General features: G+C 28.3%; 19 protein-coding genes. 17 read left to right on the top strand and 2 right to left on the bottom strand.

Going from position 1 to position 22,786, the window contains the following annotated elements; all coding sequences use genetic code 11:
• Positions 1-90 precede the first annotated feature (90 nt).
• The 8 genes from ABGF45_RS05770 (at position 91) to ABGF45_RS05735 (ending at position 11,298) form a co-directional block, all read left to right on the top strand.
• Positions 91-1,191: an ABC transporter ATP-binding protein gene (locus ABGF45_RS05770; RefSeq protein ID WP_134711982.1), complete on the top strand. Its 1,101-nt coding sequence runs from the start codon at positions 91-93 to the stop codon at positions 1,189-1,191.
• The gene (locus ABGF45_RS05765; RefSeq protein ID WP_134711981.1) at positions 1,191-1,856 is read left to right on the top strand and encodes a hypothetical protein; all 666 of its coding nucleotides are present in this window, start codon (positions 1,191-1,193) and stop codon (positions 1,854-1,856) included. The genes ABGF45_RS05770 and ABGF45_RS05765 overlap by 1 nt, the downstream gene beginning before the upstream one ends.
• Before the next feature lie 9 nt (positions 1,857-1,865).
• Positions 1,866-2,813: a sugar ABC transporter permease gene (locus ABGF45_RS05760; protein WP_134711980.1), complete on the top strand. Its 948-nt coding sequence runs from the start codon at positions 1,866-1,868 to the stop codon at positions 2,811-2,813.
• A gap of 15 nt (positions 2,814-2,828) precedes the next feature.
• Positions 2,829-3,749: a carbohydrate ABC transporter permease gene (locus tag ABGF45_RS05755; RefSeq protein WP_134711979.1), complete on the top strand. Its 921-nt coding sequence runs from the start codon at positions 2,829-2,831 to the stop codon at positions 3,747-3,749.
• A 401-nt stretch (positions 3,750-4,150) separates the two neighbouring features.
• Positions 4,151-5,605 carry a hypothetical protein gene (locus ABGF45_RS05750; protein ID WP_134711978.1) on the top strand — a complete coding sequence of 485 codons (1,455 nt, stop codon included), beginning with the start codon at positions 4,151-4,153 and terminating at the stop codon, positions 5,603-5,605.
• A gap of 57 nt (positions 5,606-5,662) precedes the next feature.
• Complete coding sequence (locus ABGF45_RS05745) at positions 5,663-7,258, top strand: right-handed parallel beta-helix repeat-containing protein (protein WP_408112649.1); 1,596 nt, start codon at positions 5,663-5,665, stop codon at positions 7,256-7,258.
• Between the two features lie 132 nt (positions 7,259-7,390).
• Positions 7,391-10,021 carry an alpha-mannosidase gene (locus ABGF45_RS05740; protein ID WP_408112346.1) on the top strand — a complete coding sequence of 877 codons (2,631 nt, stop codon included), beginning with the start codon at positions 7,391-7,393 and terminating at the stop codon, positions 10,019-10,021.
• A complete protein-coding gene (locus tag ABGF45_RS05735; RefSeq protein ID WP_408112648.1) occupies positions 10,021-11,298 on the top strand; it encodes a glycoside hydrolase family 125 protein in 1,278 nt (425 codons plus the stop codon). Before ABGF45_RS05740 ends, ABGF45_RS05735 begins: the two co-directional genes overlap by 1 nt.
• 24 nt (positions 11,299-11,322) lie before the next feature.
• Here the strand turns inward: ABGF45_RS05735 and ABGF45_RS05730 are convergent, their stop codons facing one another.
• Complete coding sequence (locus ABGF45_RS05730; RefSeq protein WP_134711974.1) at positions 11,323-12,057, bottom strand: MurR/RpiR family transcriptional regulator; 735 nt, start codon at positions 12,055-12,057, stop codon at positions 11,323-11,325.
• A gap of 82 nt (positions 12,058-12,139) precedes the next feature.
• Between ABGF45_RS05730 and ABGF45_RS05725 the strand changes: the two genes are divergently transcribed.
• Genes ABGF45_RS05725 through ABGF45_RS05715 form a run of 3 tightly spaced genes read left to right on the top strand, consistent with a single transcriptional unit; the run spans position 12,140 to position 15,283 of the window.
• Positions 12,140-13,015 carry an ROK family protein gene (locus tag ABGF45_RS05725; RefSeq protein WP_408112647.1) on the top strand — a complete coding sequence of 292 codons (876 nt, stop codon included), beginning with the start codon at positions 12,140-12,142 and terminating at the stop codon, positions 13,013-13,015.
• Positions 13,012-13,914 (top strand): ROK family protein, encoded by a 903-nt coding sequence (locus ABGF45_RS05720; RefSeq protein ID WP_134744489.1) that lies wholly within the window; start codon positions 13,012-13,014, stop codon positions 13,912-13,914. Before ABGF45_RS05725 ends, ABGF45_RS05720 begins: the two co-directional genes overlap by 4 nt.
• Positions 13,907-15,283 (top strand): glycoside hydrolase family 1 protein, encoded by a 1,377-nt coding sequence (locus ABGF45_RS05715; RefSeq protein ID WP_134711971.1) that lies wholly within the window; start codon positions 13,907-13,909, stop codon positions 15,281-15,283. The genes ABGF45_RS05720 and ABGF45_RS05715 overlap by 8 nt, the downstream gene beginning before the upstream one ends.
• A 563-nt stretch (positions 15,284-15,846) precedes the next feature.
• Here ABGF45_RS05715 and ABGF45_RS05710 read toward each other — a convergent pair.
• On the bottom strand, positions 15,847-16,653 hold the full coding sequence (locus ABGF45_RS05710) for a hypothetical protein (RefSeq protein WP_134712069.1): 807 nt from the start codon (positions 16,651-16,653) through the stop codon (positions 15,847-15,849).
• A 1,208-nt stretch (positions 16,654-17,861) separates the two neighbouring features.
• Between ABGF45_RS05710 and ABGF45_RS05705 the strand changes: the two genes are divergently transcribed.
• The 6 genes from ABGF45_RS05705 (at position 17,862) to ABGF45_RS05680 (ending at position 22,720) form a co-directional block, all read left to right on the top strand.
• A complete protein-coding gene (locus ABGF45_RS05705; protein ID WP_134744585.1) occupies positions 17,862-18,065 on the top strand; it encodes a helix-turn-helix transcriptional regulator in 204 nt (67 codons plus the stop codon).
• 198 nt (positions 18,066-18,263) lie between these two features.
• The gene (locus ABGF45_RS05700; RefSeq protein WP_408112646.1) at positions 18,264-18,698 is read left to right on the top strand and encodes a hypothetical protein; all 435 of its coding nucleotides are present in this window, start codon (positions 18,264-18,266) and stop codon (positions 18,696-18,698) included.
• A 12-nt stretch (positions 18,699-18,710) separates the two neighbouring features.
• Positions 18,711-19,610 (top strand): ABC transporter ATP-binding protein, encoded by a 900-nt coding sequence (locus ABGF45_RS05695; RefSeq protein ID WP_408112645.1) that lies wholly within the window; start codon positions 18,711-18,713, stop codon positions 19,608-19,610.
• Between the two features lies 1 nt (position 19,611).
• Positions 19,612-20,892: an ABC transporter permease gene (locus tag ABGF45_RS05690; protein WP_408112644.1), complete on the top strand. Its 1,281-nt coding sequence runs from the start codon at positions 19,612-19,614 to the stop codon at positions 20,890-20,892.
• A 935-nt stretch (positions 20,893-21,827) separates the two neighbouring features.
• Positions 21,828-22,538, top strand: a complete 711-nt coding sequence (locus ABGF45_RS05685; RefSeq protein ID WP_408112392.1) for a prepilin peptidase — start codon at positions 21,828-21,830, stop codon at positions 22,536-22,538.
• The gene (locus ABGF45_RS05680; protein ID WP_134712059.1) at positions 22,499-22,720 is read left to right on the top strand and encodes a Flp family type IVb pilin; all 222 of its coding nucleotides are present in this window, start codon (positions 22,499-22,501) and stop codon (positions 22,718-22,720) included. The genes ABGF45_RS05685 and ABGF45_RS05680 overlap by 40 nt, the downstream gene beginning before the upstream one ends.
• Positions 22,721-22,786: the final 66 nt, after the last annotated feature.

Genomic DNA, 22,786 nt, shown 5'->3' with positions numbered 1-22,786 from the left:
TATGAATATATCTTCAAAAATTTGCTATCGTTGTCAAAATTTATTTTTTGTAATAGAATATATATGAAAGTGAAAAATTTAGGAGGAACTATGGCAACACTTAATTTAAAAAATATTGATAAAGTGTATGATAATGGATTCCAAGCGGTACACAATTTTAATTTAGATATTGCAGATAAGGAATTTATTGTATTTGTTGGACCATCCGGTTGCGGAAAATCAACAACATTACGTATGATAGCAGGATTGGAGGATATTTCTGCTGGAGAGTTATATATTAATGATAGACTTGTAAATAATATGCCACCAAAAGATAGAAATATTGCGATGGTATTTCAATCATATGCTTTATATCCACATATGTCAGTTTATGACAATTTAGCATTTGGGTTAAAACTAAAAAAAATACCTAAAAATGATATAGATAGAATGGTTAAAGAGGCTGCAAGGATTCTTGAAATTGAAGAATTATTAGATAGAAAACCAAAGCAATTATCCGGTGGACAAAGACAAAGGGTAGCTTTGGGAAGAGCTATTGTAAGAAAAGCAGATGTATTTTTAATGGATGAACCATTATCAAACTTAGATGCTAAATTGAGAATTCAAATGAGATCCGAGTTGATAAAATTGCATAGAAGAATGGAAACAACAACAATTTACGTAACACACGACCAAACTGAAGCTATGACAATGGCATCAAGAATTGTTGTTATGAGTAAAGGTTACGTTCAACAAATTGGTACACCAAAAGAAATATATAGTAAACCGGCAAATAAATTTGTTGCCAGCTTTATAGGATCACCTGCTATGAACTTCTTTAGTGGTAAAATTGAAAATGGAAGATTTGTTGCAAATGATTTAGACGTATATTTACCAAAGGGACATGAAGATGTAATTAAAAAATACGAAGGCAAATCAGTTACATTAGGTATCAGACCTGAAGAGTTAAGACTTGTAGATTTTGATAAAGAAGAATTTACAGAAACTGCACACATGAAGATGCATGTAGAAGTTTCAGAATTACTTGGACATGAATATATTTTACACGGTAGTATTTCCGGGCAAAAAGCTGTTTCAAAGATTAATGTTGACGTTGATAAATTTGATGAATCAAGAATAGAATATGATATTAAAGTTGATGCTTCAAAGATTACATTATTTGATGATGAAACAGAGGAAAGTTTATTTTAATGAATTATAATAGAATGTTTGAATGGCTATATGCTTTTTCTGAAAAAATATTAGCATATTTGATAAATATATTTTATACATTTATCTTGACTTTGCCTTTGATTTTAGTTGGTCTATTTATAAAAGGAGGAAATATAATAAAGTTTCCGATTTTATTTATTCCGTTAGTAACTTTATATTTTATGGCAATAAAATCATTAACATATGCAATTTATAAGATTATATTTAAAAATGAATTATATTATAAACCTTTTTTTCTTAAATCATTAAGGGAAAATTTTATTAAAAATTATTTTTACTATTTTGTAGCAGTTTCACTATTATATTTTGGACTTAATAGTACATATGTCATGATAGTAAAAGTAAATACTATGTTTTGGATATTATTTGCATTGATTATAATGATGATACTACCTAATATAATTTACTCGACTATACAATTTGCATTATATGAAACAAAGTCAATAAGAGAAACAATAAATAATTCATTTTTGCTTTCGGCAATGTATGGAATAATTACGGTAGCTATGGTATTTATTTTTATTTGGATGGCATATCATTTTCCAAAATATCCATTTAAAATAATAGCGATTGGTATTCCGATATATTCATTAATATTAGCTTATATTCATAAGTTAATTCTAAGTAAATTAAATAAAAAATAAGAGGGAAAAATGAAAAAGAACAATAAAATAAATAAAGATTCTCGTAAGAGAAGTTTACAATTAGCGTGGTTTACAGTCCCTGGTTTGATTTGGTTAATTGTATTCTGCTATTTACCAATGTTTGGTTTAGTAGTTGCATTTAAGGATTACAAAAATTATGACGGAAATTTCTTTACAAGTCTATTTAAGAGTGAATGGACATTAAAGAACTTTGAATTTTTCTTTAAAACAAGTGATGCATGGCTAGTTACAAAAAATACATTGATGTACAACATGGTATTTATTACATTGAATATTGTTGTTCCTTTAATCGTAGCTATAATGTTACACGAACTTTTAAATAAGAGAATGGCAAAAGCCTATCAAACTGCAACATTTTTACCATACTTTTTATCATGGATAGTTATATCCTATTCAGTATATGCAATGTTACAAAATGATACAGGGCTATTTAACCAAATACGAAGAATGTTTGGACTTGAAGGAATTGATTGGTATAGACAGCCGGGATATTGGCCTTTCTTCTATATATTCTTACATACGTGGAAAGGGCTGGGATATAATACGGTTATATATTTAGCGGCATTATCAGGAATTGATAAATCTTTATATGAAGCTGCTTCAATTGACGGTGCAAGTAAATTGCAACAAGCAAAGCATATTACTATACCTTTATTAAGACCTGTTATAATTATTATATTTATATTATCATTAGGTGGTATCTTCAGATCAGACTTCGGGCTATTCTTCCACATACCAAACAGTGGTGGTGGAGCTGCTTCATTAAGAAATGTTTCAGAAGTTATCGATACTTATATATATAAATTACTGATGAACAGCCAAAACATAAAACAATCGTCGGCTATAGGATTTTTCCAATCCGTAATAGGATTTATTTTAGTATTTACAGCTAATAAGATTGTTAAGAGATTTGACCCTGAAAGAGCAATTTATTAGAAGGAGGAGGACAAAATGGCAAAAAAGAAATTAAAATCAAGTATAGCTATTTCTGGTGGAACAAATATTTTATTTAATATTTTATTATTCCTGATTGCAGCTATGTGTATCTTCCCGTTACTATATGTATTTTCAATATCTATAAGTACAAAAGAATCAATTGCACAATATGGTTATCAAATTATTCCTAAGGAAATTTCATTGGCTTCATATAAACAAATTCTTGGAAATGGTAGTTCTATATTAAATGCATTTAAGAATTCGGTAATATTAACAATAGTTGGTACAATCTTAGGTACATTTACAATAATTACTTATGCTTATGCGATGTCAAGAAATGACTTCTTGTATAGAAGATTTTTCAATACAATTGCATTTATTCCTATGTTATTTGGTGGTGGTATGGTTGCCAGCTACATTGTTATGGTAAATATTTTAGGATTAAAAAATACACCATTAGCACTTTTATTACCACTATTATTTAATACTTTCTATTTGGTAATTATGAGAACATTTTTCCAAACAAGTGTTCCATTTGCTTTGATTGAAGCAGCAATGGTTGATGGGGCAAATGAGTTTGATATTTTCTTCAAAATTGTTTTACCTATTTCATTACCCGGTATCGCTACAATATCACTATTCTTAACATTAGCATACTGGAATGATTGGTTTAATGCTATGATTTATTTAGATGATACATTTTCACCATATTCAACATTACAATATATGTTAATTAAAATTCAGAGAACACTGGAAGTTGTTATATTAAAAAGCTCACACATGGGACCTGCTGCTATGGAAGCATTGAAATCATTACCGACTGACGGTATTAGAATGGCGATAGTTGTAGTAACTACATTCCCAATAGCTTTATCATATCCATTCTTCCAAAGATACTTTGTACAAGGATTAACATTAGGAGCAGTTAAAGAATAATTATATAAAATTTTATATGTGAAATCGTATTAAGAATATGATTTCACATTTTTTATTTTCTGAAAAATAAATTTATAAAAAATGCTTAAATGAATTAATTACAAAAAAGATTTTAAGAAATTGTAATAATTATAATTTATAAAAAAAATTTGAATATGAGATATCCCGTATAATAGTTGAGTTTAAGAAGTTTAGTTAGCTTATACACTGGTTACATAAAAGTTACATTATGAAAATATAATCATTTTTTTATAAAAAAAAGATTTAAAAAAGAAAACTTAATCTTTATATATGAATTCGTTGTCAAAAGATAGTTTTCATAGTAGAATATATTTGTAAGTAAGAGTTAACACTCTTCTAAACAAGATAAATATATTTTATATATTAGGAGGAAAATATATATGAAAAAAATTATAGCTTCATTATTAGCTTTAGTTTTAGTTTTTGGTTTGGTAGCATGTGGCCAAAAGAAGAAAGAAACTAAGCAGGGAGAAAAGAAAGAAAAACCAACTATTACATATTTGGTACACGCTTCAGGAAAAGACAAGGATAAAGTTGCTCAAAAAATTAACGAAAGATTAGCAGAATTAAAAGCTAATTACAAAATTAAATTTATGGCATTTTCATGGGGAGACTATGAAACAAAGATTGGTTTATTAGCTAGAGGTGCTGATAAAGAAAAATTTGATTTAGCTACAACAGCTTCATGGTTAGGACCTTTCAAAACATTGGTTGCTGATAAAACATTATTGGATTTAAATCCATATTTAGAAAAAAATGCTCCAAAACTGGCAAAATCTTTAACAGCTGCTCAAAAAGCAGGGGCTTCAATTGATGGAAAATTATATGGTATCCAAACAATTATTGATAAAGCTCCAATGGCAAGAGATATGTTTATTTGGAATGTAAAAGAATTAGAAAAAATAGGTAAGAAACCGGAAGATGTAAAGAATATTACTGACGTTAAAGGATTAGAACCTATATTAAAAGCTTATAAAGAAAAATTCCCAGAAAAAACACCAATGAGAGGTGACGTATGGGCAGAAAGAAGATTAAATAACTTCATCAGAACAAAATCAGACGGCACATATACAGTAGAAAATTACTTAACATCACCTGAGTTAAAAGCAAAATTTGAATTAGTTGCAAAATATAGAGATGCAGGATACTTAGGAAAAGAATCAGGTACAGAAAATAATCCATTAAAAGAAACACAAAAACAACCAGATCAATGGTTAGTATCAAGAGGTGAAGGAGAACCTGGTTCAGAAGCAACATGGACAGATCAAAATAAAACACCTGTAGTAGCAGTTCCAATTGCAGAAGATAATATCTTATACAATGACAATATACAAGGTAAATTAACATCTGTTTATGCACATACAAATCATGCAGCAGAAGCAGTAAACTTTATAGAATTAGCAAGATTTGATGAAAAAATCCAAAACCTATTGGCATGGGGTATTGAAGGTACACACTACAACGTTAAAGACGGTAGAGCAGTTCCTGTTGATAAACAAGAAGGATGGAACCCATGGAGAAATCAATGGTCAAATGACGTAAGAATCCCAGAACCAACAGGTGCAGATATTAATTCACCTGAGTTAAAAGCAAAGATAGATGCATATGTAAAACCAATTGTGCCTTCTGTTGACTTAGGATTTAACCCAAGTGAAGGTCTACAAACAAAAATTGACAATGTTTTAGCTGCAAGAGACGGTATTGTTGATTTACAAAATGGTAGAATGAATGTTTATGATGAGTTTGTAAAACGTGTTAAAGCTGCCGGAGCAGATGAAGTTGTTAAAGAATTAAAAGCTGAATTTGATGCTTGGTATGCAAAAAATCATAAATAAGATTTGAAAAATATTAGAGGATGGGGTATTTCCCATCCTTTTTTCTTTGGAGAAGATATGAAAATAAATGAAATAAAAAATATAATTGAAAATCGAGATGATTATATCAAATTCAAAAATTCAAAATATGATTTTTTTAAAGAAGATTCAGAATATATAAATGTTCATTTTTCAAATACAAATACAATTGAAAATCCATATAAGCATATAATGCTGAATGTAGAAAATAAAAATAGATACACAATAGATGGAAATGAAGCCGAATTAGTTTTTCATGGCGATGTAAATACATTTTTAATTAAAAATTGTTGCGATATAACAATAAAAAATTTAACTATTGATTATTATAATCCTACATCAATAGAGCTATATGTTAAAAATATAAATGAACAGTTAAACTATGTTGATTTTATTATTCCTAAAGCATTTAATTATTATTTAGAAGAAAATGATATAATTTGGACTTCAGAAAAAAATGAGAATCACTATTATTGGATGGGGAAAAATCAATTTAAATCATATGCGGTAACAATTTTTGATCTAAAAAATAAATATTGTAAAAGAATGGATATAAATGACGGACCTTTAATTAATCATATTTCAATTGAAAAACTTAGTGACGGTGTAAGAGTTTTTTACAAAAAGATACCAAAATCTGTAAAAAAAGATTATATGATATGCTTAAATGAGTCTTATGATAGAAATAATGCCGGTTTTTCAATTATAGAATCAAAAAATATAAAATTTGAAAATGTTAGTTTCAATTATTTACATGGTTTTGGGCTTTTAATTCAAATGTCAGAAAATGTGATTTTTGAAAATTGTAAATTTATGGGAAATGAAAAACATATTGTATCAAGTTTTGCTGATTCCATTCACGTTTCGGGATTAAAAGGTAAAATTGAAATTAAAAATTGTATTTTTGATTCGTCCCTAGATGATTCAATCAATATACATGGTACATATGTGAGAGTGGAAGAGGTTGAAAAAAACAAAGCTATTATGAGATATGTACACCATCAACAAGGGGGATTTAAGCAATTTTTTGTTGGAAATGAAGTGGAATTTTTTAACAGGGAAACCTTAGAAAAAGTTGAAAATAAGTCCTATAGAGTTATTGATGTAACTAATCCCGGAGAATATTCAAATAATTTGCAATATATGGAAGTTTATTTTGATAAAGACTTACCTGATTATTTAAATGATAAAATTGATAATGAAGGTAAATATGTAGCAGAAAATATAACTTATACTCCGGAGGTTTTAATAGAAAATAATAAATTTTCAAATGTTCCATCCAGAGCTTTACTATGTACTACCAGAAAAAAAACAGTAATAAGAAACAATATATTTGAAAATATTACTATGGCTTCAATATACTTATCAAATGATGCTAATGAATGGTATGAATCGGGAAAAATTGAAAATATGATTATAGAAAATAATGTTTTTAAATATAATAAAGAATTTTTGAAATTAAATGATACTAAATCAATTTGGATAGAGCCGATATTGAAAAATGAAAACAAAGAAGTATCTATTCATAAAAATATAAAAATAATAAATAATAAATTTGAAATTGAAAAAGAAAAAGCGGTGATTTTTAAAAATACTTCCAATATTTTTATTGATAAAAACATATATCAGAATTGAACTTATTTTCAAAAAAATTGTATGTAAGCTGTAACTATTAAATATCCAGTCATTATTGTTAAATACTTGTGTTTAGATAGTTTTGATTGTAAAATTATATTAGATAAAGATATATTTAGTTTAGGAGGATAGATGAAAAAAATAGTTCATGTGGTATCACATTCTCACTGGGATAGAGAATGGTATATGCCCCTAGTTAGCCATCAGATGAGGCTTGTAGATCTTATTGACGGGATTATAGAAGCTTCGAAAGACAATAAATTTATCTCATTTCAAATGGATGGACATTATTTACCAATAGAAGACTATTTAGCGATTAGACCGGAAAATAGAGATGTTGTCTATAGATTAATAAAAGAAGGCAAGATTATAATTGGACCTTGGTACATTCTTCAAGATTCATTTTTAACCTCCGGAGAATCAAATGTTAGAAACCTTGAAATCGGTATGAAAAAGTCTGAAGAACTGGGCGTGCCTGCAAAAATTGGATATTTCCCGGATACATTTGGAAATATAGGTCAAGCACCACAAATTCTAAAAAAAGCAGGCATTAACAATGCATATTTTGGTAGAGGTGTAAAAGCTACCGGTTTTGCTAATGTAGTTTTTGAAGATTATACATCAAGTAGTTCTGAAATGTATTGGCAATCACCGGATGGGTCAAAAGTTTTAGGTATATTATTTGCGAACTGGTATTGTAATGGAGTGGATATTCCTTATGAAACTGAATTGATGAAAAAATATCTCGATAAGAAAATTGAGGATATGGAAAAATATGCCTCAACAAGACATTTATTATTGATGAATGGTTGCGATCATTCTCCTGTACAAAAAAATATTGGGGAAATTATCGAAAAAGCAAATACACTATATGAAGATTATGAATTCATACATTCAAACTTAGATAATTACTATGAATCGGTTGCATCGGAAGTAGACGGTTCAAAACTATCAGTAATTAAGGGCGAACTAAGATCTCAAACTACAAATGGTTGGGGGACATTGCAAGGAACTTCATCATCAAGATATAGATTAAAAAATTACAATAAAATTATTGAAATGAGATTAGAAGAAGTTGTTCAGCCACTTTATACAATGTTGTTTGATAAAGAAAAATATCCTGTAGATAAAATTGATTATGTTTATAGGACATTATTTACAAATCATCCACATGATAGCATTTGTGGTTGCTCGGTAGATTCTGTGCATGATGGAAATATAAGAAGATTTAAGACTTGTGTTGAAGGCTTGGATTATCTTGAAAATCAGGCAAAGAAATATTTGAGTGAAAATATTAAAAATGATTATAAGGAAGAACATGTGTTTACAGTTATAAATACTACACCTTATCATCAAAGAAAAGAAGCAACTATCGAAATAGAATATGCTAAGAGATATTTTTCAGGATTTGAATATTTGAAATTTACTCAAGAAATGAAAAAAGAAAGAATCCCTAATTTAAGAGTTGTTGATGATTATGTCGAATATGACACATATGTAAAAGATTTGGGAGTGTTATTTGATTATGAATTACCGGATAATCAATTTAGAAGAGGATACTTTACAAGAAAAATTCAAGTTAAGTTTGTTACGGAGTTAGATCCTTTTGAAAGAAGAATATTCAGATTGGTACCTAAGGAAGATTATATTGGAAAACCAAATATGATTGACACTAGAGAAGTTGATACAAATATTTTGAATTTGAAGATTGAAGACAATGCAACATTAACAATAACTGACAAGCGAAACAATAAAGTATATAAAAATGTATTCATGATTGAAGATAGTGGAGATATCGGAAATGAATATATTTATAGACAATCCGGAGATAAAAAGGTAATTAAGAGTTCAACTTTAGTTGACTACTCAGTTGAAGAGTTGACAACTAAACTTTATGAAATAAAGATGACTGAAAGAATCTCTGTGCCAAAAAGTGCATCACAACAATTATTAGATGAACAAAAATTGGTAATTTCAGTAGAAAATAGAACAGCTCCACGTTGTGATGAATATGTAGACATCTTAGTATATAAGAAAATTAAAATAGATAAGCTAAAGTCAACAATTACAGCTAAAATAAAATTTGAAAATACAGCTAAAGATCATAGAATGAGAATCTTAATTGATCACAATTTAGATACGGACAAAGTAAATGCTGAGTCTATATTTGAAGTTGTTTCAAGAGATGCTTATCCTCCAAAAACATGGGAAAATCCGGATTTTACTCAAAACTTTAACAGATTTGTGGAAATGCACGATAAAGATGGCGGATTTACAATATCTTCAGTTGGTGTTCAAGAATATGAGCAAACAGAAGATGGTTTAGCATTGACCTTGTTTAGAGCTGTTGGAGAAATGGGGGACTGGGGATACTTTCCAACACCTGATGCACAATGTCAAGAGTTTTTAAAATTTGAATTTCATTTAGATTTCTTCGTAAAGGATTATGTATCTTCATGGCAAAGGGCATTGGGAAATAGAGTGCCTTACTTTACAACACAAATTGCTAAAAATGAAGGTAAAATCGAAGCAAATACATCTTATGATATGAATTTAGGTTCAAATATTTTCTCTACATTGTACAGAAATGAAAAAGGAGAAAGGATTTTAAGAGTTTACAATCCTGATAAGATAACACATAGACTATATGTTCAAAATGGTGAAATATGTGATATTTTAGGACGTAAGTCGTTAAACGATGAATCCTTAAACAACAGTTTCTTAAATCCATATGAGATTAGAACAATTAAATGGGAGGATTAATGAAAAATATTGTAAATGAATTGATAGAATTTGTTGAAAACTCCACTTTGAGTACCAAACTTAAAGCAATGTTTAAAAATGCAATTCAAAATACATTCACAACTACCATTAAAATTACAGATAGAGAAGATGCCTTCGTTTTAACAGGAGATATACCTGCTATGTGGCTTAGGGATTCAAGTGCACAAATCAGACCTTTGTTTTATATTGAATCTAACGAAGCTGATGAACTGATTAAAAAAGTAATAAAAAGACAATGGTTCTGCATTGAAAAAGACACATATGCAAATGCTTTTAATGAAACGGGGGATGATTCAAAATGGACACATGATGATATAACCGATTTTGATAGCCCGTGGGTATGGGAAAGAAAGTACGAATTGGATTCGATAGCATATATGTTCCAATTACTTCACATGTATTATGAAAAAACAAAAGATGCATCTATTATTGATAATCACATAGCAAAATGGATGGAAGTTTTAGTGGATCAATTAATACTCGAACAAAATCATGAAAATTCGCCATACAGATTTGAAAGACCAAATCCATGGGCTCCAAGTGATTCATTAAGAAAATCAAATATGGGTACGCCGGTAGGATTTACAGGCATGTCATGGTCAGGATTTAGACCAAGTGATGATTCATGCGAATTACAGTATTTAATTCCTGCTAATGCATTTACAGTTGTTTCATTAAATAAGACGGTAGAAATGTTGGAAGAAATTAATTTTAAAAATACTGAATTAATTGAGAAAATGAAAAAGCTTTCGAGTGAAATTAATGATGGCATCAAAAAATATGGCATGATGAAAAATGAAAAATTTGGTGAAATATTTGCTTATGAAGTCGACGGTCTTGGAAATCAATTATTTATGGATGATGCTAATGTTCCGAGTTTATTGTCATTACCTTATTTAGGATATATATCAAAAAATGATGACATATATCTAAATACAAGAAAAGCTGTACTTTCAGAATTGAATCCATATTTTTATGAAGGAAAAGCTGCCAAAGGCGTGGGTTCACCACATACACCGGAAAGATACATTTGGCATATTGCTTTATCAATTCAATTAATGACATCAACAGATAAAGAAGAAATTGAACAAATATTAAGATGGTTTGAGACAACTGATGCAGATACAAATCTGTTACATGAAGGATTTGATGTAGATGATCCGTCTAAGTTTACAAGAGAGTGGTTCTCATGGTCAAATTCAATGTTTTGTGAAGCGATTTTAACATATTTGGGCAAAAAGATTATTAGAAAATAAAGAAATAAAAAATACTAAAAGGGTTTAATCCCTTTTAGTATATATTTCACAAATTATATCAATGTATATTAATATTGGTAACATTTTAGATATGGAATATTCATAAGTAGAATATCCAGGGGTTTTAAGTAAATAATCAGAATAATTTTTTAATGAAGAATTAACATTTCCGGATATGGAGAAAATTGTAGCATTGCGATTTTTTGCATTTTCACAAGCTTCCAATATGTGAGTATTTTCACCGGAAAGTGAAATACATATTAATAAGTCATTTTCGGATAAATTATTTGAAAGAATGTTAATTCCATATGGTTCTTTAGCGTAGTCAAGATTGTTTAATCCGATTTCGCCTAATTTAAACATCATTTCATTTGCAATTAAACCGCTAGAGCCTATGCCGACTATTACTATTCTGTGGAATTTATCTAAATTATGAATTAATTCTACAACATTTTTATCAAATTCTTTAATATCATTAATTACAGAGGTATAAATTTTCTGTGTTTGATATTTTTCGGGTTCTTGAATATTTTGAAGAGCAAATTTAAGCTCATTAAAACCATCAAAACCTAGTTTTTTAGCAAATCTAGTGATTGTAGAATTTGAAATGTAGAATGTTTTAGATAATTCGCTTATATAAGAATCAAAAATTTCAATATTACTTTCTCCAAGTCTATCAAGAAATTCTTGTTCTAAATGGGAAAGTTTAATGGATTTTTTTGAAATAAGATTTTTTATAAACTTATATGATTTATTCATTTTATCACCTCATTATGAGTACAATTAATCGTATACAAGTATAATTATATCATAGCATAAGAAAAAAATGTAGGAGAATTTTATGTATTTAATATTTGATATTGGTGGGTCGTCTACTAAAATAGGAATTATAAAAGACAAAGAAATAATAAAAAAGTATTCTATTGAGAGAAAAGAAACTCTTAAGGAATTTTTATCAATGCTTGAAGAACAAGTGGAAAAAAATATTAGCACATATAATATAAAAGGAGTCGGATTTAGCAGTCCCGGAACAGTTGATTCAAAAACAGGTAATATTTATGGTTTGAGTGCTATAGATTATATTCATAAATATAATTTTGCAAAGCATATACAAGATAAGTTTAAATTGCCTGTGGCGATAGAAAATGATGCAAATTGTGCTGCATTAGCTCAAATGTTTATGGATGAACCAAAAGAAAAAGATATTGCATTTGTAATTGTGGGAACAGGAATTGGCGGAGCAATTATAAAAAATAAACAGATTATTAGAGGGCGTAGACTTGAAGCCGGAGAATTTGGCTATATGTTATTAAAAAATATAGAAGGAGAATATACAAATTTTTCAAGGCTTGCTACAATTCCAAATGTAGTATCTAGGATTAAAGAAAAATATAATATAGTTGAAAAACCTCATATTGTATTAGAAAAATATTTTAATAAAGTAGAACCATTTTATAGTGAAGTTAAAAATATGTTTCAATATATGTGTATGGGATTGTACAATATTCAATATATATATGACCCTCAGGTTATATATATTGGCGGCGGTATTTCACAATCTGAAAAATACATAAGAGAACTTAAAAAATTTTTACGACAAGAGCCATTTAATTTAGCCTACATAAATATCAGACCGGTAACATTTTATAATGACAATAATTTATATGGAGCATATTCAAACTTATTAAAATCAATAGAAAAAGGAGTAAGATTATGAAATCAATAGGTGTAGATATTGGTGGAACAAGTGCCAGAGTTGCACTGTTTGATGAAAATTTTAATATTATTTCAAAACAAATTACACAGACAGGTGACAAGGAATTTGATGATATTATAGATGAAATATCTGAAATGATTAATAAAGTTGACCCTGACCGTTTAACAAAAGTTGTAGGGATTTGTTCTCCCGGACCTTTAGACAAAGATTTGGGTATGATTTTGGATGCTCCCAATTTACCAAAATGGAGAAACAAGCCATTTTTAAGGCTAATAGAAGAAAAAACAAATAGAAAAGCATTTTTAACAAATGATGCCAATGCTGCGGCAATGGCACAAGCGGTAGGAGATAATAGAGAAACTATAGTTTTCATGACAGTAAGCACCGGAGTAGGTGGAGGCATAGTCTATAAAGGTGAGCTTATGGAAGGAAAAAAAGTATATGCCGGTGAATTTGGATTGATGATAATTTCTGATGATGATAGAAATCATAGTCAATTATATGCGGGGACATTAGAAAGCCTATGCTCCGGTACTGCATTATCAAAAAAAGCTACACAAGTATATAAAACAGATATTTCTACAAAAGAATTATTTGAAAAATATGCTGAAAATGATGAAAAAGCGGTAGAAATCATAGATCAATGGACAGAATATTTCTCAAGAGCTATAGCAAATTTATTACAAATAATAGAACCTGAAATTTTCTATTTAGGGGGGTCGGTAATCACAAAAAATCAATTTTTGATTGATAAGGTAATAGAGGCTACAAAAAATAAAGTTTATGAAGGCTTAAAAAATAGAATATTTATTGAAGTTGCAAAATTTGGCGATGATGCCGGATTGGTGGGTGCTGCAAAAAATGGACTAAATAATTTTAATGGAGGAAATAATGATTAAATTTCCTGAAGGATTTTACTTTGGGTCGGCTACATCAGCTACACAAAGTGAAGGAAGAGTTGAAGGTGATGGAAAAGGAGATAATATTTGGGATTTGTGGTTTGAAAAAGAATCATATAAATTTCACAATCAAATCGGTCCATCAAAAACAAGCTCTTTTTATGAAAATTATAAAGAAGATATAAAATTATTAAAGGCTACAGGACAAAATTCATTCCGCACATCCATAAGTTGGTCCAGACTTTTTCCAAAAGGATATGGGGAAATTAATCAAAAATCTGTTGAATTTTACAAGGACGTATTTAAGAGAATTAAAGATGAGGGCCTGACCCTATTTATAAATCTATATCATTTTGATATGCCGGTAGAATTGCAAAATATTGGTGGATGGGAAAACAGAGATGTTGTTGAACATTATGCAAATTTTGCAAAAACTGCATTTGAGCTATTTGGAGAATACGTTGATAGATGGTTTACATTTAATGAACCAATTGTCCATGTTGAATGCGGCTATTTGTTGCAATATCACTATCCCCTGGAAGTTAGTCCTGAAAAAGCAATATTAGTTGGATTTCATACACAACTTGCAAGTGCAAGAGCAATTGAAGAATTTAAAAAACTAAATTTAACATCTAAAATCGGTATTGTATTAAATTTAACACCTGCTATTCCCAGATCACAACATCCAAAAGATCTAGAAGCAGCAAAATATGCAGAAATGTTTGCAATAAGATCATTTTTAGATCCTTCCATCAAAGGCACATTTCAACCCGAATTGATTGACCTTTTAAGACAATACAATTTATTACCAACAGTCGATAAACAGGATTTAAAAATCATCAAAAATAATACAATTGATTTCTTAGGCGTAAATTACTATCAACCACTAAGAGTAAAAGCTGTTCAATATGAAATTAAAAAAGATGCAATATTTTTTCCAACAAACTTCTACGAACCCTATGAAATGCCGGGCAGAAGAATCAATCCCCACAGAGGTTGGGAAATAGACCCTTCAGTTGTCTACAATATAGCCATGTATATTAAGGATAATTATAACAATATAGAATGGATAATGTCCGAAAATGGCATGGGGGTCGAAGGTGAAGAAAAATTCAAGGTTAATGGTCAAATTCAAGATGATTACAGAATAGAATTTATCAAAGAACACCTAACATATCTACACAAAGCGATAGAAGAAGGAGCAAATTGTATAGGTTACCATGTTTGGACCTTCATCGATTGTTGGTCATGGCTAAATTCATATAAAAACAGATACGGATTAGTTGAATTAAACCTTGAAACAGGAGAAAGAACAATCAAAAAATCCGGCCATTGGTATAAGAAATTAGTTGAAAATAACGGATTTTAATTAAAAATTAAGCCGTGCAGGGCTTGGAACTTATCAACCAAAACTTGCACGGCTTGTTGTTATATATCTAAGGATATTCTTTATAGGTAATGTGGGTCGCCGTGCTCATGTATAATGAATATTTCTTTGATTTACAGGTAAAGCCTGTCCCACAAATTCATGTATATCAAATATTTGTACAATTTACAGGTAATGTGAGCTCGGCAGCCTTCGACAATTCATGTACTGCGATTATTTTTTAATATTACAGGTAATGTCACCCTTACAATTTCATGTATCTCAAATATTTTTACAATTTACAGGTAATGTGAGCTCGGCAGCCTTCGACAATTCATGTACTGCGATTATTTTTTAATATTACAGGTAATGTCACCCTTACAATTTCATGTATCTCATATATTTGTACAATTTACAGGTAATCTGAGTTCGGCATCCCTCGACAATTCATGTACTGTGATTATTTTTCAATATTACAGGTAATGGCTGCCCCGCAAATTCATGTATTTCAAATATTTTTACAATTTACAGGTAATGTGGCCCGCCTCGTACATGTATATTTGTTTTTATCGTTTGAGAAAATTGTACTTATTGATTAAATTTTTAACTAATAAATAATTTAAATTTTTATTTGAAGATTCAAAGGTTATAATTAATCTTTCTCCAAGATATATATTATTCATTTGATAGGATTCTATTTTATCGATAACACTTGAAACATAATTTAAGTTATCCATCATACCAAAATGTTCCCAATAAATTTCCTTACAAGTATCTTTATCTAAAAAAGTAAAATCCGGATTAATGCTTAAATTCTTTAAATTTAACGGTTTTTCATATTTGTATTCTAACCTGTTATCATAAAATATATCGGCTAATATCTTTTCACTTTTTGATCTAACCCTTTCGCCATTTTTAGCAATAATTATAAATTCATCAGTAATTGGTTTTGGAGTATAAGTTATATTTCTCCATTTCTTAAAAATTTGATTTTTTGTCATAGTTATTGGCGATATAAAATTTTGTTTAGGTTTAAGCGTATTTTCATATAAATTATCAAGAGCTGCATCATCAAAATTTTTATTAAAATATTCTAAAGCCTTTAAATTTTTTTTTACAATTTTATTAGCCTTATATAGATATTCTTTTTGTGCCAAAATTTGTATTTTATTTTTATCCGATTTATTTAAGTATATTCTTTTGAATTTATTAGATTCCGGATTTTTTATTCTAATATAATATTGATAACATCCTTTAGATAAGTAAGTTTGCAACGTGCCAGCAATATTAGGCAACTTGAATTTTCTGATTTGTTCACTAATAATTGTATATTTTGTAATTAAATCATTAATATATTTTTTTGTTAATTTCATAAATACCTCCATATACCTATTATTACATAAAATACACTAGAGTATACTGTCATTATTATTACAATATTTTTATATTTACCTGTATACATTTTAATTTTATTATTTACAGGTAAAAATTTTTATTCTACTCATGCAATTTCGATAAATTTTTTATTTATAGGTAAAATTTAAATAAAAAAATTTTAAAATTTAATAATCTTACCTGTAAATGAAAGAGAATTTTATTATACATGAATTGCCGAGTGTTGCCGAGCTCAGATTACCTGTAAATTGTACAAATATTTGATATACATGAATTTGCGAGGCAGCCATTACCTGTAATATTAAAAAATAATCGTAGTACATGAATTGTCGAAGGCTGCCGAGCTCAGATTACCTGTAAATTGTAAAAATATTTGAAATACATGAATTTGTGAGGCAGCCATTACCTGTAATATAAAAAAATAATTGCAGTACATGAATTGTCGAGTGTTGCCGAGCTCGCATTACCTGTAAAATGTAAAAATATTTGATATACATGAATTTGTGAGGCAGCCATTACCTGTAATATTAAAAAATAATCGCAGTACATGAATTGTCGAAGGCTGCCGAGTTCAGATTACCTGTAAATTGTAAAAATATTTGAAATACATGAATTTGTGAGGCAGCCATTACCTGTAATATTAAAAAATAATCGCAGTACATGAATTGTCGAGGGCAGCCAAGCTCGCATTACCTGTAAATTGTAAAAATATTTGAGATACATGAATTTGCGGGGCAGCCATTACCTGTAAATCAAAGAAATATTCATTATACATGAGCAAGGCGGATAGCATTACCTGTAAATTGTACAAATATTTGATATACATGAATTTGCGAGGCAGCCATTACCTGTAATATAAAAAAATAATTGCAGTACATGAATTACCGAGTGCTGCCGAGCTCAGATTACCTGTAAATTGTAAAAATATTTGATATACATGAATTTGCGGGGCAGGCATTACCTGTAAATCAAAAAAACATACAAATTACATGATTTGCTATTTTTAGATTTTAAAATTAATATATAATGTAAAATAAACTTGACTTTAAATGTAAAGTTTACTATACTTATTTTGTAAAATTAGCTTAACATTTTTATTTGATTTTAGAAACAAAAACCTCGCACATAAAATAGATTAAGGTTAAGAAATACAAAACTACGCAGATAAAAAATAAGGAGGGAGGATTTGAAAAATAGAATTTCAGAATTAAGGAAGAGCAGAAAACTTACTCAGGAAGAGTTGGCAAATGAGCTCGGCACTACGAGGCAGACAATTATTTCATTAGAAAATGGAAAATATACGGCATCGCTAGTTTTAGCATATAAAATTTCAAGATATTTTGGTATGACTATTGAGGAAGTATTTGATTTTAGCGAGGTGGATGAGTAACAAGTTGTAAAAATTTAAGGGGTTTATTTGATAAACAAATGCAGGATATCAAAAGTGGAGGAGTAACAAGTTGTAAAAATTTAAGAGGTTCATTTGATAAACAAATGCAGGATATCAAAAGTGGAGGAGCAACAAGTTGTAAAAGTTTAAGGGGTTTATTTGATAAACAAATGCAGGATATCAAAAGTGAGGAGTAATATGTTAGAAAAATTTAGAAAAAAGATAAAAAATAAGACAATTATTACTTCTGTAATATTGTTTTTTGCTGTAATTATGCTTGTGTTTAGTATAGTTTATTCAGGTAAAAACACTAATATGGAATCTGTAAGGGGATTTTTTACAGGAATGATTTTGGTGTTTATATTCTATATTTTAAGAAATATACAAGCATTGAGAAGTGAAGAAAAATTAAAAAAATTATATGCTAAATTAAATGATGAAAGAATAAAATATATTGGTAAAAAAACTTCAGAAACAACATTGATAATAATTTTAATAATATTGTCGTTTATGAGCATAGTATTTGCAACATTTAATATAGATTTTTCATTAAGAGAATCGTTGCTTGTTATTATTGGTGCGATTTATTTGATATATATTATGTCATACATATATTATAGTAAAAAGTATTAAAGGAGAGGTTACATGAGATTAGAACTAAAAAATATAAATAAAAGTTTTAATAAAAAACAAATTTTACATAATGTCAGTTTTTCTATTGAAAGCGGTAAGGCTATGGGATTTTTGGGTAGGAATGGTGCAGGAAAGACGACTACTATCAGAACACTTATGAATGTATTTAAGCCGGATAGCGGAGAATTTTTATTAGATGGAGAGCCATTTGATAGAAGAAAATATAAGATTGGATATTTGCCTGAAGAAAGAGGTATGTATCAAAAAATTAATATAATTGACCAACTTGTATATTTTGGGGAATTAAAAGGGATGAAATCTAAAGAGGCTAGAAAATCTGCATTACAATTATTGGAGAAAGTAGAGCTTAGTGAATATGCTAATAAGAAACTGGAAACATTGTCTAAGGGAAATCAGCAAAAAGTTCAGATTTTACAAGCGATAATTAATGACCCGGATATTGTAGTATTTGATGAGCCATTTAGCGGTTTGGATCCGGTAAATTCAATGGTATTAAAGGATATTATCTCAGAATTTATTAGAAAAAACAGGATAGTTATTTTTTCATCACATCAAATGAGTTATGTGGAGGAATTTTGTGATGATGTTACATTTATAAAACAAGGCAAAATAATTTTGTCTGATAATTTGGAAAGAATAAAGGCTGACAAGGGAAATGGAAAATATTTGATTGAATCAAATTCAAGTGAATTATTTGAAAAATTAAGTAAAATAAAGTCGATATCTATATTGGATGAAATAAAATCCGGATATATATTTGGATTAAATGAGGATATGGACACAAATCAAATTTTACAAGAAATTATTGAAAATAATATTGAAATTTTGAGGTTTGAACCATACAAGCCTAGTTTGGAAGAAATATTTATTGAATTAGATAAGGAAGTGTAATATGAGAGATATATTGACAGTATTTTTATTTGAAACAAAGCAAAAATTTAAGGAAAAAACATTTTTAATTTCTCTTTTAATATCGTGTGCGATATTTTTTGGTATAACATTTATACCTAAAATTACAAATTATATGGATTCGGGAAAAGCTTCAAATTCAAAGTTTGAAATAAATGAAAAATCATTGCCAAATGATAGTAAAAAAGATTTGGCATATTTTGCTAAAGAGGGAGTTGATAAGTCCGTTATTGATACACTTTCAAAAAGATATAATTTAATAAAGGTAAATAATGAGAATGAACTAAAAGAAAAAGTTAAAAAGGAAGAAGTTGCGGAGGGGATTTTATTAAAAGATAATATAAGTGCGAAACTTTATAAAAGCTCAAATAAAATTTCAGAAATTAGTAAAAGCAGTATAGGTACTATTAGGGCGTATTTAATAGAAGATATACTAAAGGAAAATTACAAATACAATATAGAATATAAGAAGCTGGGCATTGATGTTAATAAAATTATAGAAATTGATTCTGTCACTCCAAAAATTGAAATTGAATCATTTGGGAGAAACCCAATGTCGGGCACTATCTTGTCATATTTCAGTGTTATGTTTTTATATATGATAATAATGCTACACGGTTCACAAATTGCCACAAATGTAGCGAAAGAAAAAGAAACAAGGACAATGGAAATATTAATTACAAATGTTAAATCGTCAGCTTTGATACATGGAAAAGTATTTTCCGGAGTGTTTACAAGTTTTGTTAATTTAATTTTAACTATTTTATCTGCCGTAGTGGGATTAATGATAAATTTACACGATAAACCTGAAGTGTCAAACACTATAAAGACAATCATATCAGAAATAAAAACAACAGATATATTAGTTTTAGTGTTATTTACCGTAGTCGGTGTGACAATGTATTTCTATATATTTGCTGCTCTCGGCTCACTTGTTTCAAGATTGGATGAATTAAATCAAGCACTATCTCCGGTAATGATTTTAGTGATGTTTGCAACGTTTATACCTATGGGATTAATGACAAAACCTGATTCAACTATATTGAAAGTTGCATCATTTGTGCCATTTTCATCGCCGACTTCAATGCTTACAAGATCATTAGGAAGTAATGTAGCCTTATATCAAATTGCTTTGAGTTTTATTATATTGATAGTAACCACAGCGATTATGTCCATAATTTCCATTAAGATATATAGACAGGGGACACTAAATTATGGAAATAAAATGAATTTAATAAAAGCATTTAAATCAAAAATAGAATAATAAAATACATTTTTCAAGAAAACCCACCGGTGAGCTCCTTTCGTAAGTCATCACGAAACGAGCTCGCCGGTATTTTCATATAAAAAACTTCCATTAAATTATATTTTTATAAAATCACTATTAATTCCAACTGTATTTATATAACTTTTTTGTAAAAATAGGCATTTTTCGTCAAAAATTTTATTATATTTTAGAAAAAATTTACAAAAAATGAAAATAAAATATGAAAAAATAACTAATATATCTATAAAAAGAATTTTTTACTATTAAATCATTATTTGAGTAGTTACACTATATGTAGTGGTTAATATTGTATGAAATAGCTATATTTACACAAAAACTTTAAATTTAAAAAGGATTTTTTTAAAAATGAGGCATAAATATTTAATTTTATATTATAAAACTCATATTTTCAGTATATGCTATAAACGTGTAAAAATACGCATTTCGCAAAAAAGTGTAAAAAAGTGAAAAAAGTGAATAATAATTTTATAACAATAATGTTATATAACTTTTTTGTTATAAAATTAATTAATATATAAACGTTAAAAATAATATTTTTGTTTATTTTATGACAAAAATTTTTCAGTGAAAAAATACAATTTTTCACTAAAACCTGTAAATAAGCCAAAATTTGAGGGGGGGGGGTAGCTTTTAATAGAAAATTTAAAATTAATAAAAATAGAGTAAATATACATTTATTAAAAAAATGTAACATCTTTTCTGTATGCAAAAAAAATTATAAAAAATTAAATTCAAGCAAAAATATATAAAAATATTCAAGTTTTTTTGAATATTAATTTAAAATCTTTGAATGAATGTTCATTTGTTCTGGAGGCAAAACGAAAAAAATTTGCGTTAGAAATTGACAAAAAAGTTCAGAGATGTAAAATAAAAAAGTCAGTTATGACTAAAAAACGAAAAAGGAGAATTATTTGGAAGGGTTATTAAATTATATTATCCCTATAGTGATTGGATTCATTTTTGTTTACTTCGTACCTATATGTACAGACAAGCTTATAGAGTACAAAGAAAATAAAAATGGAAAACCTTATAGTCATATGCACAGTTCGAAAATATTCGGTTACTTTTTATCATTCACTGTTGGGGTATTGGTATCTTATTTAGGACTTATATATTTTCCGCTTTGGAAATTTATATTTCTATTAATATTTTCATTTATTGCATGTGTTGGAACCTTAGTGGATAATAAAGTAAGAATTATTGCAAATGAAATGATATTATTAATGGTTGTAATAAGTATACCATTTAGACTTATTGATGGCGGTATAATTTATTTATTAAATAGTATAGCTTCATCAATAGGGACTTTTATATTATTAGTCGGAAGTTTCTTAATCTTTGGGAAGTTTTTATTTAAGACTGTGCCCGGAGGAGCCGGAGACTTAAAACTAATGATGGTTATGTCTTTTTTATTAGGCTATCCTGATTTAATATTTGGTATCTTTATTACTATGAGTGTCATGTTGGCTTACATAGTTTATGGTTTGATGACACATTATCTAACCATGAAGTCATATATTCCACTAGCTGGATTTATTATGATAGGAATTGTAACAGGACTTATAAATAAAGGAGTTAATTTATGGATGCTATTAGAAAAGATTTTAAAGTTACTATCGTAGATACTTATAAATTTATTACACAAGAAGAGAAAGGTCAATCAATGGTCGAGTACGGGATTATACTTGCTTTGATTGTAATTGTCGGATTTATCGGACTTTTAGCCCTAAGTGGCAATCTCAAATCTCTATATCAGGAAGGTGTTTTTACAAAAATTAAAAATGCATTTCTTGGAAAAATATAATTTATTAATTATCAGAAGATAATTCACATTTTCAAAAAAAAAAAAAAAATATATAAAAAAACAAGG

The organism is Helcococcus sp. KG196, assembly GCF_046035495.1.
GTDB lineage: Bacteria > Bacillota > Clostridia > Tissierellales > Peptoniphilaceae > Helcococcus > Helcococcus ovis.
This window is presented reverse-complemented; position numbering and strand designations above follow the sequence as displayed.

Coding starts and splice junctions, on each gene's coding strand:
- ABGF45_RS05690 (WP_408112644.1), top strand. CDS start 19,612: ATGAGAGATATATTGACAGTATTTTTATTTGAAACAAAGCAAAAATTT.
- ABGF45_RS05715 (WP_134711971.1), top strand. CDS start 13,907: ATGATTAAATTTCCTGAAGGATTTTACTTTGGGTCGGCTACATCAGCT.
- ABGF45_RS05760 (WP_134711980.1), top strand. CDS start 1,866: ATGAAAAAGAACAATAAAATAAATAAAGATTCTCGTAAGAGAAGTTTA.
- ABGF45_RS05720 (WP_134744489.1), top strand. CDS start 13,012: ATGAAATCAATAGGTGTAGATATTGGTGGAACAAGTGCCAGAGTTGCA.
- ABGF45_RS05755 (WP_134711979.1), top strand. CDS start 2,829: ATGGCAAAAAAGAAATTAAAATCAAGTATAGCTATTTCTGGTGGAACA.
- ABGF45_RS05700 (WP_408112646.1), top strand. CDS start 18,264: ATGTTAGAAAAATTTAGAAAAAAGATAAAAAATAAGACAATTATTACT.
- ABGF45_RS05740 (WP_408112346.1), top strand. CDS start 7,391: ATGAAAAAAATAGTTCATGTGGTATCACATTCTCACTGGGATAGAGAA.
- ABGF45_RS05770 (WP_134711982.1), top strand. CDS start 91: ATGGCAACACTTAATTTAAAAAATATTGATAAAGTGTATGATAATGGA.
- ABGF45_RS05695 (WP_408112645.1), top strand. CDS start 18,711: ATGAGATTAGAACTAAAAAATATAAATAAAAGTTTTAATAAAAAACAA.
- ABGF45_RS05680 (WP_134712059.1), top strand. CDS start 22,499: ATGGATGCTATTAGAAAAGATTTTAAAGTTACTATCGTAGATACTTAT.
- ABGF45_RS05765 (WP_134711981.1), top strand. CDS start 1,191: ATGAATTATAATAGAATGTTTGAATGGCTATATGCTTTTTCTGAAAAA.
- ABGF45_RS05730 (WP_134711974.1), bottom strand. CDS start 12,057: ATGAATAAATCATATAAGTTTATAAAAAATCTTATTTCAAAAAAATCC.
- ABGF45_RS05710 (WP_134712069.1), bottom strand. CDS start 16,653: ATGAAATTAACAAAAAAATATATTAATGATTTAATTACAAAATATACA.
- ABGF45_RS05745 (WP_408112649.1), top strand. CDS start 5,663: ATGAAAATAAATGAAATAAAAAATATAATTGAAAATCGAGATGATTAT.
- ABGF45_RS05725 (WP_408112647.1), top strand. CDS start 12,140: ATGTATTTAATATTTGATATTGGTGGGTCGTCTACTAAAATAGGAATT.
- ABGF45_RS05735 (WP_408112648.1), top strand. CDS start 10,021: ATGAAAAATATTGTAAATGAATTGATAGAATTTGTTGAAAACTCCACT.
- ABGF45_RS05750 (WP_134711978.1), top strand. CDS start 4,151: ATGAAAAAAATTATAGCTTCATTATTAGCTTTAGTTTTAGTTTTTGGT.